General features: G+C 40.7%; 7 protein-coding genes. 3 read left to right on the forward strand and 4 right to left on the reverse strand.

Going from position 1 to position 13,222, the window contains the following annotated elements:
* Positions 1-3 precede the first annotated feature (3 nt).
* Positions 4-732 (reverse strand): bifunctional demethylmenaquinone methyltransferase/2-methoxy-6-polyprenyl-1,4-benzoquinol methylase UbiE, encoded by a 729-nt coding sequence (gene ubiE / locus ACFQ3Q_RS05065; RefSeq protein ID WP_380743566.1) that lies wholly within the window; start codon positions 730-732, stop codon positions 4-6.
* A 140-nt stretch (positions 733-872) separates the two neighbouring features.
* Here ubiE and trkA point away from each other — a divergent pair, with 140 nt between their 5' ends.
* Together trkA and ACFQ3Q_RS05075 are read left to right on the forward strand one after the other, a co-directional pair.
* Positions 873-2,222: a Trk system potassium transporter TrkA gene (trkA, locus tag ACFQ3Q_RS05070; RefSeq protein WP_380743568.1), complete on the forward strand. Its 1,350-nt coding sequence runs from the start codon at positions 873-875 to the stop codon at positions 2,220-2,222.
* Positions 2,222-3,718, forward strand: a complete 1,497-nt coding sequence (locus ACFQ3Q_RS05075) for a TrkH family potassium uptake protein (RefSeq protein WP_380743570.1) — start codon at positions 2,222-2,224, stop codon at positions 3,716-3,718. Before trkA ends, ACFQ3Q_RS05075 begins: the two co-directional genes overlap by 1 nt.
* A gap of 61 nt (positions 3,719-3,779) precedes the next feature.
* On the opposite strand, the gene ACFQ3Q_RS05080 is transcribed toward ACFQ3Q_RS05075, so the two are convergent.
* Together ACFQ3Q_RS05080 and ACFQ3Q_RS05085 are read right to left on the reverse strand one after the other, a co-directional pair.
* Positions 3,780-4,967, reverse strand: a complete 1,188-nt coding sequence (locus ACFQ3Q_RS05080; protein WP_380743572.1) for a pyridoxal phosphate-dependent aminotransferase — start codon at positions 4,965-4,967, stop codon at positions 3,780-3,782.
* Between the two features lie 24 nt (positions 4,968-4,991).
* A complete protein-coding gene (locus ACFQ3Q_RS05085; RefSeq protein ID WP_380743574.1) occupies positions 4,992-6,098 on the reverse strand; it encodes a fatty acid desaturase family protein in 1,107 nt (368 codons plus the stop codon).
* A gap of 108 nt (positions 6,099-6,206) precedes the next feature.
* Here ACFQ3Q_RS05085 and rsmG point away from each other — a divergent pair, with 108 nt between their 5' ends.
* Positions 6,207-6,836 carry a 16S rRNA (guanine(527)-N(7))-methyltransferase RsmG gene (gene rsmG, locus ACFQ3Q_RS05090; RefSeq protein ID WP_380743576.1) on the forward strand — a complete coding sequence of 210 codons (630 nt, stop codon included), beginning with the start codon at positions 6,207-6,209 and terminating at the stop codon, positions 6,834-6,836.
* A gap of 2 nt (positions 6,837-6,838) precedes the next feature.
* Here the strand turns inward: rsmG and ACFQ3Q_RS05095 are convergent.
* A partial coding sequence (locus ACFQ3Q_RS05095) for a LamG-like jellyroll fold domain-containing protein (protein ID WP_380743578.1) occupies positions 6,839-13,222 on the reverse strand: 6,384 nt, incomplete at its 5' end.

Below are 13,222 nucleotides of genomic sequence, written 5' to 3' on the forward strand. Positions count from 1 at the left end.
TTTTTACTTTGAAGCAGAATAAATTGTTGCAACCCCAAAAGTTTGTGGGAGGTCTTTCACATTAGTAAACCCGATTTTTTGTAAAATATTGTTGAAGGCTTTTCCGTATGGGAAAACCGCGGCGCTTTTACTTAAGTATTCGTAAGCATCACGATCTTTAGAAAAAATCCTTCCAATTAAAGGCATTAAAAAATTAGTGTAAAGTTTATATCCTTGTTTGTAGGGAGTCTTGGAAGGTACAGAAGTTTCCAGAACTATAAAAATACCGCCGGGTTTTAATACTCTGTAAATTTCGGACAGGCCTTTTTCAAGAGTTTCAAAGTTCCTTACACCAAAGGCTACGGTAATAGCGTCAAATGAATTTTCATCAAATGGGAGTGCTTCAGAATCGGCCTGAACCATTTTAATTTTATCTTCAAGTCCTTTTGCCTTTATCTTTTTTCGTCCAACAGAAAGCATTCCTTCAGAAATATCTAAGCCAACAATCTCCTTTGCTCCGGTATTGGCAAGACTAATGGCAAGGTCTCCTGTTCCTGTCGCAATATCTAAGGCACTTTTTGGGTTATTAGTCTTAACCATTGCAATAACCTTTTTTCTCCACTTAACATCTGTTCCAAACGAGATAATACGGTTCAACCCGTCATAATTGCCCGAAATCTTATCAAACATTTGCTCTACTTGCTTCTTTTTGTTGAGCTTAGAATCTTTATATGGAGTAACTTTTTCAGACATTGAAAATAATTTTGGCCAAAGATAAGCGATAAGAAATAATTGAGTAATAAACATTTCTTTTTTGTTCCGAAGTCAGGCCGGTTTTTGGTTTATGGAAAATAACTTACCTTTGTTTTTTCGTTTCAATTTCAAGCTGTTATATGAAGATAATTATCGCCGGAGCTGGTGAAGTAGGCTTTCATTTGGCTAAATTGCTTTCCTTTGAATCTCAGGATATTACCTTAATAGACACCAATCGGGATAACCTGTTGTATGCAGATACACATTTGGATATTCGCACCATAAAAGGTGATGGTACTTCTATTGCGATTTTAAAGGAAGCCCAGGTGAAAAATGTGGATATGGTAATAAGTGTTACTTCCAGCGAAGCAACAAATATTACTGTTTGTGTCCTCGCAAAACAATTAGGGGCCAAAAGAACTATCGCCCGGATTTCTAATACTGAATTTCTTGAAAATAAAGAGGAAATTGGTTTTGTGCAGTTTGGTATAGATGAACTGATTTCTCCTGAGGCCCTGGCAGCCAGGGAAATTGGGTTGCTGTTGAATCAGTCTGCTTTTAATGACAGTTATGAGTTTGAAGATGGCGCGTTGACTATGATAGGTCTTAATCTGTCAAGAACTGCCCATTTTGTGGGGAAGACGGTTAAAGAAGCTGCCCGCATTTTTCCTGAACTAAATTTTGTGCCAATTGCCATCCAGCGTTTTGGAACCCAGTACACTTTGATTCCCCGTGGTGATACCCAGTTCAAAGAGGGAGACCAGGTTTATTTTATCACTTTAAAAAGCGGAGTTGAAGAATTATATAAACTTACCGGAAAAGTTAAGCAGGATATAAAAAATATTATGATTCTTGGCGGAAGTAAGATTGGACGTAAGACAGCGATCGATCTTGCAAAGAATAACTTTAATGTTAAGTTGGTTGAAAGTAATAAAGAAAAAGCTTATGATCTTGCCGATGAGTTACTGAACACTCTAATCATTAATGGTGACGGCCGAAATGTGGAACTCCTGGAAGAAGAGAATATCCATGATATGGATGCTTTTATTGCGGTTACGGGAAATTCGGAGACCAACATAATGTCTTGCCTTGTTGCCAAGTCTAAAAGTGTAAAGAAAACCATTTCCCTCGTAGAAAATATGGATTATTTTCAGTTAAGCCATTCTATTGGGATAGATACACTTATTAATAAAAAACTTCTGGCGGCTAACAATATATTCAGATATGTGAGAAAGGGAGAAGTGGTTGCAATGACCAAACTGAATAATATGAATGCCGAACTTCTTGAATTTATTGTTAAACCCAAGTCTCAGGTAAGCAATAAGAAAATAAAGGATATCGATTTTCCCAGGTCGGCAATTATCGGGGGCGTTATCAGGCACGGAGAAGGAATTATAGCTTTAGGAGAGTTCCTGGTTAAAGCCGGAGACAGGGTGGTGGTTTGTTGTTTACCTCGTTCTATTAAAAAGGTAGAAAAACTCTTCTTGTAATGCCAAAGCTTAACTATCAGATCATATTTCATGTGATGGGGCTGCTATTGCTTTGCAATGGAGGGTTTATGTTGCTTTCAGTTTTGGTAAGCTGGTTTTATCAGGACGGAGTGACCCTTGAAATTTCTACGGCAGCTCTTATAACTTTATTTATTGGGGTTTTCCTTATGTTCTCTACTCGTGGGCACAGGAAAGAGGTGAAAAAGAGAGAGGGATATATCATAGTGACCTTTGGCTGGATATTTATGGCTTTAAGTGGAACGCTGCCTTATGTGATAAGCGAATCTATTCCGAGTTTTACAAATGCCTTTTTTGAAACAATGTCCGGTTATACGACTACCGGGGCTTCAATCTTAAATGATATAGAATCTATTCCGAAGGGAATTTTGTTCTGGAGAAGTCTTACGCACTGGATTGGAGGAATGGGAATTATTGTGCTTGCTATAGCCATTCTTCCGCTTTTGGGAATTGGAGGAATGCAGCTGTTTGCCGCAGAATCTCCGGGACCCAGTGCAGATAAACTGAAGCCCAGAATTACCGATACGGCCAAAAGATTATGGCTTATTTATGTGAGCTATACCCTTGCTGAAACCATTTTGCTTTATGTGGCTGGGATGAATTTCTTTGACGCTATTAATCACGCCTTTAGTACCTTATCTACCGGAGGGTTTTCAACAAAGAATGCGAGTATCGCCTTCTGGAACGATAATCCTGCAATACAATACATTATTATCGTTTTTATGTTCTTGGCAGGGAGTAACTTCGTTTTGAGCTATTTTAGTTTCAAAGGGCGGATTCAGCGGGTCTTACACGACGATGAGTTTAAGTGGTATTTTATCTTTATAGCTTCTTTTACATTGATTTCCGCAGTGATCGTCTATTTTGGAGCAGATGTAAGTATCTCTTCCATAGATCATCCAATGGTTTGGGGGGAATGGGAAAGCGCTTTCAGACATTCGCTCTTCCAGGTTCTGGCTGTGATCACCACAACCGGTTTTGTTTCTGCAGATTATACTATGTGGACGCCTTTCTTAACTATTTTCTTTTTTGGGATGTTCTTTCTTGGAGGATCGGCGGGGTCTACCGCGGGTGGTGTGAAGGTGATGAGGCATATTATTATGATAAGGAACGGGTTGACGGAGTTTAAAAGAACCCTTCATCCTAATGCCATACTACCGGTTCGCTTTAATAAAAAATCTATTAGCAAGGAGATCGTTTTCAATATTCTTGGATTCTTTATCCTTTATATGCTGGCCTTTATTATAGGGTCTGTAGGGCTGGCTTCTTTGGGGCTCGATTTTGAAACATCAATAGGAGGTGCAGCTTCTTCTCTGGGTAATATTGGGCCTGCTTTTGGAGGTCTTAGCCCTGTGAATAATTTTGATATGTTGCCGCCTTTCGGAAAATGGTGGTGTTCGTTTTTAATGCTCATTGGAAGGCTTGAACTTTTCACCGTTTTAATATTATTTACTCCTTTTTTCTGGAGAAACAGATAGGAATAAAACAAAAAAGCCCGGAAATTTCCCGGGCTTTTTTTGTTTATGAGTTCTAAGCTAATTAAGTCAGAGCCTTTTTAATTCGTTTAAGAGCTTCTTCAATCTGTTCTTCGCTTGCCGCGTACGAAATTCTAATACAATCAGGATTACCGAAAGCATCTCCGGTTACCGTCGCAACAAGTGCTTCTTCAAGCAAAAACATTGAAAAATCTGTAGCGTTCTCAATTTTATGTCCTTTCAGAGTTTTTCCGAAGAAATGAGAAACGTTCGGGAATACATAAAAAGCACCTTCCGGTTCAGTTGTTACAAAGCCTTCGATATCATTTAAAAGATCAATTATAAGCTTTCTTCGTTTTTTGAAGGTGTCTACCATATAACTGATTTTAGATACCGGCGCTTCAAGTGCAGTGATCACGGCTCTTTGTGCAATACAGTTGGCACCACTGGTGATCTGACCCTGCATTTTATTGCAGGCGCGTGCAATCCAGGAAGGAGCACCAATATATCCAATTCTCCATCCGGTCATAGCGAAAGCCTTGGAAACTCCATTTACCGTAACCACGCGGTCATACATATCTTCAAACTGAGCCATTGAAGCGTGCCCTCCTACAAAGTTGATGTGCTCATATATTTCATCACTAACAACAATAATATCAGGGTGTTTTGCCAAAACATCGGCCAAAGCTCTTAATTCTTCTTTGCTGTATACCATTCCGCTAGGATTGCAAGGAGAACTGTACCAGATCATTTTTGTTTTTGGAGTGATGGCGGCCTCGAGTTGTTCCGGGGTTATTTTGAAGTCGGTTTCTACACTTGTAGGAACTTCTACCGGAACTCCTTCAGCAAGCTTAACGATTTCAGCATAGCTTACCCAATAAGGGCAGGGGAGAAGAACTTCGTCTCCGGGGTTTAGCAATACCATAGCGACATTGGCTAAAGATTGTTTAGCCCCTGTAGAAACTACAATCTGCGTACGATCGTAAATTAGGTTATTATCTCGTTGGAATTTATTGATGATCGCGTCCTTCAGTTCAACATATCCGTCTACCGGCGTATAGGAGTTATAATTATCGTTAATGGCCTGTATAGCTGCCTCTTTAATGAAGTCCGGGGTGTTGAAATCCGGCTCTCCAAGGCTTAGTCCTATAATGTCTTTCCCTTCGGCTCTTAGTTCACGCGCTTTGGCTGCCATAGCCAGAGTCTGGGAAGTCGCGAGATTGTTAATCCTGTTTGATAATTGTTCTTGCATCTTCTTGATCGGTTAAAATTATAATTAAGTTGAAATTGCAGGTTTCGCCCCCATTTCTTTTAAATATTTGAAATGGGCGATTATTGCTGCGCGTGTGGTTTTATATTCGTTATAAGGCAGATTGCATTCTTTTGCCGTCTGCTTTACTATTTCTGAGATCTTTGAATAATGGATATGACTTATATTCGGAAAAATATGATGCTCTACCTGGTGATTTAGCCCCCCGGTGAACCAGTTAATGATCTTGTTTTTAGTTGAAAAATTAACGGTTGTAAATAACTGGTGTATTGCCCAGGTATTCTTCATAGATCCGGTATCATCAGGCAAAGGCATATCGGTTTGCTTTACAACGTGAGCGAGCTGAAAAATGATACTCAGGATAAGCCCGGCAGTATAGTGCATGATAAAGAACCCTATGAGTATCTTCCACCAGGAAATTGATAAAATCAGCATTGGTATTACGATCCAGACAGAAACATATATAAGTTTTGTGATGGCAATAATGCTCCACTGTGTTAAGGGAGTAGGTAGTTTTCCGTAGGATAATTTCCTTGTCAGGTACCTTTTTGTCTGCTTAAAATCGGTGGTAAGTGCCCAGTTGAAAGTTAGCAGGCCATAAAGGAAAATGGAATAATAGTGCTGAAACTTATGGAATCTTCTCCATTTTGATTCTTTTGAAAATCTGATTACTCTTCCGGCATCCAGATCTTCATCGTGGCCAGGGATATTAGTATAGGTATGGTGCAGAACATTATGCTGGACCTGCCAGTTGTAAACATTCCCGGCTAGAATATAGATAGTGCCCCCCATAAATTTATTCACCCATTTTTTTGAGGAATAAGAACCGTGATTCCCATCGTGCATAATATTCATCCCAACTCCAGCCATACCTGCACCCATTATAATAGTAAGCAGAAGCATCCACCATTGTGAAATGTTGAGAGTAAGAATTAAAAAGTAAGGAGTAAGAAACATGGTGAACATCACAATTGCCTTTAGATGGAGCTTCCAGTTTCCTGTTTTTTTAAGGTTGTTTTCTTTGAAATAAGTGTTAACTCTCTTATTTAGAGTTCTGAAGAATTTAGCCGAATCGGTTCGCGAAAATCTTATAGAATGTTGATTGTTTTGCATTTTTTTACATTGAAACCTCAAAGTTATAATATTAAATAGTTTGAAGGAATTAAAAGCATAAAATTTACCTTTTTAAATTATGTACTTTTGCACTAAAATTTTAATGATTTGGAATTAATTAAGAAATACTTCCCTGAACTGACCCCTTGGCAGATTGAAAAATTTAAGCAACTGGAAACGCTTTATAAAGACTGGAACCTCAAGATAAATGTGGTTTCCCGAAAAGATATAGATGAAATATACCTTAGGCACGTACTGCATTCGCTGGGAATAGCCAAAATCCAGCCATTCTTGCCTGAGGCGGAAATTCTTGATGTAGGAACCGGTGGAGGTTTTCCGGGAATTCCGTTAGCCATACTTTTCCCGAAAACAAATTTTCATTTAGTTGATTCTATTGGTAAAAAGATAAAGGTGGTGAATGAGGTTGTGGAAGGACTGCAGCTGCAAAATGTGAAAACCACAAACGGCAGGGTAGAAGAGGTTAGCGGGCATTATGATTTTATTGTAAGCCGGGCCGTAGCTGCAATGCCGACATTTGTGCATTGGACAAAAGGTAAGATTGCCAAAAAGAGCAGGCACGAATTAAAGAACGGTATACTTTATCTAAAAGGAGGAGATTTAACCGAAGAGCTCAGAGACTATCAAACTGCGAGAGTCTATGAGCTTTCCGATTATTTTGAAGAGGACTTTTTTGAGACCAAAAAAGTAGTTCATTTACCAATGAAATATAAAGGCTAAGCTTATTTACCAATAATCACCTTTTTCGAGAACCATTGGGTTCCGCTGAATACTTTTACGATATAAACACCGGCGCTTAATTGTTTTTCTCTTTTCAGGGAGATGAACTTCTCAACGGGTTGTTCTTTAAAGCTATCCACCGTTTGACCGTTGAGATTATATATCATAACCTTATCTACGGCTAGGAGGTTTGGATTTCCAAGTATGAACTCCATATCCTTTCTCGAGTAGCGAATATTAAATTCTATTTCCCGGGGTAATTCCTGTACCTCCTTAATTTGTTTGGTGAAAACCAGTTCATATCTGTCATTAAAAGTACCCGGGGTAATATCAGTTTTATAAGCTTTCTTTCTAAGGTTGTAATATGTAGTGTCGCTATTGTCCTTCAGATAAATATCCATATGATCTGGGAGATTTTCCAGTTCATCAATTTCGATTTCAAATTTACCTTCTTCGCTTATTTTTATTCCAAGAGGCAATTTTTGATCTAAATTGAAGTTGGGAACGGCCTGGATCACAAACTCTGAATTATTTATCAGCCAGTACATGTCCTCTTTATTATCATCGATCAGGGGAGCATCATAACCCAGGTCAAAACCGTTGGTTGTTTTACTATCTGCGGTAACCAATATTTGTCTATGGTAGCCTGCTGGGGAATGAAAAGCCAGTCTTATCTTGTATCTTGTGTCCTGAGCAAAAGAAGTTCTTTGATCATTAGTGAGGGATGTTTTGGCCTGAGTTAAGAATTGGGAGCTTCCTGACTGCTCTCTTACAAAGGCGCGCTGCCCGTTATTAAAAATAATGTCTCCTCCGCTGATATTGTAATTTCCGGAAACTGATTCGTCCAACAAAGTGTTTACAAAGAAGCCCTGTGCAACCGGGATATACCTTCTTGGAACTTTAGAGCCTTTGCTTCCGTTGGCATTGATTCGGGCGTCTGTTGAAGCTGCAGGCACACCGCCGGAAAGGTTGTAGGTGGCATATCCTCCAACATACTCTCTAAGTACGTGGCTATTTTCCTGACCAAAGTGGTCCCACAAATAAATCGCTCCATTGAAAACATTTTGACTGTTAGTTCCACCTTCAACGTCCTTAAGATTATCCCTGATAAATTGTTCGGCATCTAAGGCAGAAGGGTAGGGGTTGCCTACAAGACGGTTTTCGTTATTCGAGATACTTAGTTTGATGATTCCATTATTAGGTTTCCCTTTAAAGACATAATTCTGCCTGCTTGAAATGGAAGCGCTGCCCGAAGTGCCTTTCATGGTAAAGCCTTCCCCTGCATCTAAATGTTTAGAAGCTCCAATATAATGCCATTCTCCATAGGTGTCAGCGGTTCCGTGAAAAGTATAGAGCCAGTACGTGCTTATATGTTTATCGCCACTGTAACTTCCATCGGCATAATAAAATGGATAGCCAAATGATATAGGTCTGGGTGAGGAAGAAGAAGTACCATCTTTAAGGATGCCGGCAATGGTGTAGCCCGAATTGTTTGAACTTCCCTGAGGGCTTACAGGAGAGGTCCAGTAATTGTAATTAAAGCTGTTTTCCGTTCCCTGCTGATCTCTTTCTAAATATCCGGAGCTACTCTCATCCAGAATACTTCCTTCGGTTTGTACTAATTGAGATTCACCTACCAAGTCAATATTCCCATTCAGTTTTAAATAATGAGTGATGGTAAGTCCCTGGCCAGAATTATTCTCATTTTTGGTTTCGCCCTCGGTGGCCATTGTTAAAAGACCACTTTCGGAGATAAGCCCAAGTAAGTGGATGTCTCTGCTCCCGGAGCTGATATTGTTTGAGATCCTAGCTATATTCCAGTTAATAGGCTTTCCGTTAATGCCGTTACTGTTGGGTGGATCCCACACATTTGGTTTGGCCCAGGTATTATCAGTTCCCCAGGGAGAATCATTGACAGAGAAGTATGGAAGCGGGGCAGTGTTTTCCTGAGAGGTTTCAATATTCCTCAGTTTACCATCAATTTTGTTGGTTTTAACGGTTGATAAATCTAAAGTATACCCGTTCACGGTTTCATTTGCCATAAGCCGGTAATATCCTCTTAATCTGTTCCAGGAAAGGTCTCCCGGTACATTCAGAGGTAAAACTGTTCCTTTTGCGGCCCCTCCGTTAGTTTCAAGACGTTGGTTCATCATAAATCTAAGCTGCTCTTCTGATAAGGCTTTATCCCAGATCCTAACTTCTTCAATCCACCCGTGAAAATGATTTTTTGGCTTCTCAGGTGTTTCCGAATTATACATGGCACCTATGAGGAAGGGACTAGCAATAATTGAAGGGTTGGTGGCAGAACTGCTTCCTACCAAAAGCCCATCTACATATAGCTGAATTTTAGAACTCTCATAGATCACTGCAAGATGATACCATCTGTCAGTATTAATTTTTGACGAAGTTGAGACCGAGTTGCTTCCCCATCTGAAGGTTGGCGCTCCGCTATTTACAATAAGGTCGAAGCCTCCTGCTACAAGGTTATTCGTGTTACGTTTTGAAAGTACTGTTTTAACTCCGGTTAAAGATTTAAGTTTAACCCAGGCTTCTAGGGAAAATGAGCCGCCATCCAGGCCATAATTATCTCCAAAGTCAACATAATCATCTATCCCATCAAAATCCAGGAAGCTGCATGCTGAGTTAAAGCTAATTTCGAGATTTTCACTTGAGGGGCAGGTGCCATCTTCATTAGCAATGGTCCAGGTTAGAACATATGTTTGTCCGGCATTCCCTGTGAATGCAGAGGTTGGATTGTTGGGTTCGTCAATAATACCATCGGTTCCGGAAGTGATTTCCCAGGTGCCTTTCCCTAAATCTGGCGTGTTTCCGGTTAAAGTTGTAGAGGTAACCCCACAACCAAAACTTTGATTTTCTCCGGTTTGGGCTAAGGTAAGTTCCTCCGGTTCGGTTACGGTGACTGTTTTTAAGGTCTGGCAACCATTGGCGTCGATCACGGTAACGGTATATTCACCTGCCGCGAGACCTGATGCGGTTGCAGTAGTTTGTTGGGAAGGATCATTCCATAAATATTCATATGTTCCATCCTCGAAAGGTGTTCCTCCCTCTGCTGTTACACTTGCTTCTCCTAAGCTACCAAAACATTCTGGATTTTCTACAGTGGTACTGGCAATGATATTGGTAGAGGGTTCCTCTATTGTTGTAGTAACAGAGGTGGTATTTCCTCTGGAATCCCTGACATATACCGTATGCTCCCCAGCCTTTAAGTTATTGAACTTATTAGAATTGTCGTACGGATCTCCTTCACCGGTTAAATTGAAGCTATATGGAGCATAACCTCCTGAAACACTAACCGAGATACTTCCGGTGCTGTCTCCTTTACATAAAATATGGGTGGGTGTGGCTACTGCCGATAATGGTGTGGGTAAGATTACTGGCTCATCCTGTGAATAACAGAAGGCATTGTTGTTCTGCCCGCATTTTTTATGCTCCACATTTGTCCAGGTAACATAAAAATTCTCCACATCCAAATTATCACCACATTCAAAATCAATAGGATCTAATGTAAGTCTTATGAAGCCTCCAATTTTATTTTCTTTACTGTCGTTAGGATCATCATTTATGTCATCACCAGACCTACAACCTCCTGCATAAGAGACTTTGGTGTCTCCGGGGGTGTTGGTGTTGGAAATTTTATAGATTAACTCAATATACGGGTTATATGCATTTGCACTCTTATCAATAGAGATGTATATATACTTTGCAACCGAGTTATCACATAGAACCTGATCTGTAATACTTAACGGATCTCCGTTGGCATTTCCTATATAAATATTATCCGGGTTAAAAACAAAATTTTCAGATTTACCACAGGGCTCGTAACAGTTACCTACATAATTTTGTTGGGTTACTTTAAAGGTTTCACCAGTATCATCAGTTATTGTTAGAGTTACAGTTTTGTTTCCTGTAGAACCGTAATATACTCTATGTTCACCCGTTCCGCTACGAACTGGATCTGTGGCACCACTGCCAAAATCCCATTCATATGTATAAGGAGCAACTCCTCCTACAGCGGTTAAGTCTTTTACTTCAAAATAGGAAGTTCTAATGGCATTTTGATCTCCTTCATCCTCACATACACTTCTGGAAGCAATAAATGCTTCAATGGCGTCTATAATTGTAAAGGTATCGGTGAAGGTGCAGCCGTTATTATCGGTCACGGTAACTTCATAATCTCCCGCTAAAAGATTGGTGGCTGTCTTTGTTGCAGCGAAGACTTCGGTTTCGCCGGCTTTTCTCCATTCATAGGTGTATCCCGGAGTCCCGCCGGTAGGGTTTGCAGTTGCTGTACCTGAAGCGCTTCCATACGAAGTGGTTCTGGTGGTGCTTATTTCAACTTCCAGGGGTGCGCTGGGTTGCGTGATCTCGAAATTTTCTTCTAAGATCACTATACAATTGGTGTTTACAGCATCTTTGATGTAGAGGGTGTAGCTTCCTGCCGTTAAGCCTGTTATTTCTTCAGATGAATTATACCAGGTTGTTTGGTCAAGGCTGAACTGATAACTGCCGGAACCTCCGGAAGGATTGGAGATGCTTAATTTCCCGTCATTACCATCAAAGCAGCTCACATTTGTCTTAATAATATCCGCATTTAACTTATCCGGTTCAGAAATATTCACGATTTTTTGCAGGGCACATCCTTTGGAATCCTGAACAAAAATGGTGTGAGACCCTGCAGAAAGACCTTCAAAAGTAGTTGCTGGAGAGAAATCGATGTTATTAATAGAATACAGGTAATCTCCATTTCCACCTGTAACTGTACCAGCCGTTATCGTTCCGTCACTACCGCCAAAGCAGGTGACGTTAGTTGATGAGGGAGCTGTCATAGAGAGCTCAGTTGGCTCGTCTATAGTGAAACCTGTCTCATATGTACAATTATTTTCGTCCTGAACGGTAAATACGTAATCACCCGGGGCAAGATTGGAGAAATCTGTAGAAGCTTGATAATTCCTGCCGGTGATTTTGTACTTATAAGTGCCAACTCCACCTGAAACTGTACCTGCACTAACAGATCCATCAGCATTACCAAAACAACTTACAGGTTCAACTTCAGGAGCGGTCATTATTAAAGGCTCAGGTTCTGTAAGAATAATATCTAAATCTGTAGCGCAGTTATTGGCATCCTTAACTGTAACTGTATAAGTTCCTGCAGTTAATCCGCTTCTGGAATTCCCGGTTTCAGTAGATCCCTGCCATTCATATGTATAGGGGGGTGCCCCTCCTGATGCTGTAATGCTGATCTCTCCGGTTGCCGCTCCATTACATAATATATCTGTGGTCTGGGCTTCTGCTTGAACGGGATCTATGGTTACTGTTTGCTGGGCTGTAGAAATATTTCCGTTTCCATCATCAAAACTCCAGGTTATCTGATATGTTCCCTCACTGGAATAGGTTAGGGGATCTGAAGTTGTTCCGGTAATATCACCAATACAGTTATCTGTAGCTACAGGTTTTGAAATGGTCTTTTCACAACCCCAAAGTACATTCTCAATATTCGGCACAACAGGGGCTTCATTGTCCAATACAGTAACGTTTTGCTCTACAGGTTCTGCAGCATTGCCATTAGCGTCGGTAACGGTCCAGGTAATTACGGTTGTTAATCCTACAGGGTATTCTGCATTCAAAGCCTTTCCGTCACTACGAACTCCTGATGGTGTTCCCACCTGACAATTGTCACTGGCCGTTGCCGGATTTATAGTAACCATTGCCCCACAAGCCCCTGCATCATTATTTACCGTAATATCTGAATCTGCTAAAATTATTGGTTTTTCATTGTCAGTAACAGTTACGGTTTGTGTTGCGGTTGCGGTATTGTTGGAATCGTCGGTTACTGTCCAGGTTACCGTTGTGCTTCCTAATGGAAAAGTTGCGGGAGCATCATTGGTCACCTGCTTAACCCCGCAATTATCATTTGTTGTTGGATTGCCGAGGGTCACTCCAGAAGCGCTACAAGCTCCATTATCACTGTTTACGCTAACATTTGAAGGCGCGGTGATAGCTGGGTCTTCATTGTCAGTAACAGTTACGGTTTGTGTTGCGGTTGCGGTATTGTTGGAATCGTCGGTTACCGTCCAGGTTACCGTTGTGCTTCCTAATGGAAAAGTTGCGGGAGCATCATTGGTCACCTGCTGAATCCCACAATTATCATTTGTTGTTGGATTACCGAGGGTCACTCCAGAAGCGCTACAAGCTCCATTATCACTGTTTACGCTAACATTTGAAGGAGCGGTGATAGTTGGGTCTTCATTGTCAGTAACAGTTACGGTTTGTGTTGCGGTTGCGGTATTGTTGGAATCGTCGGTTACCGTCCAGGTTACCGTTGTGCTTCCTAATGGAAAAGTTGCGGGAGCATCATTGGTCACCTG

Source organism: Salegentibacter chungangensis (assembly GCF_042678405.1).
In the GTDB taxonomy this organism is placed as follows: Bacteria; Bacteroidota; Bacteroidia; order Flavobacteriales; family Flavobacteriaceae; genus Salegentibacter_A; species Salegentibacter_A chungangensis.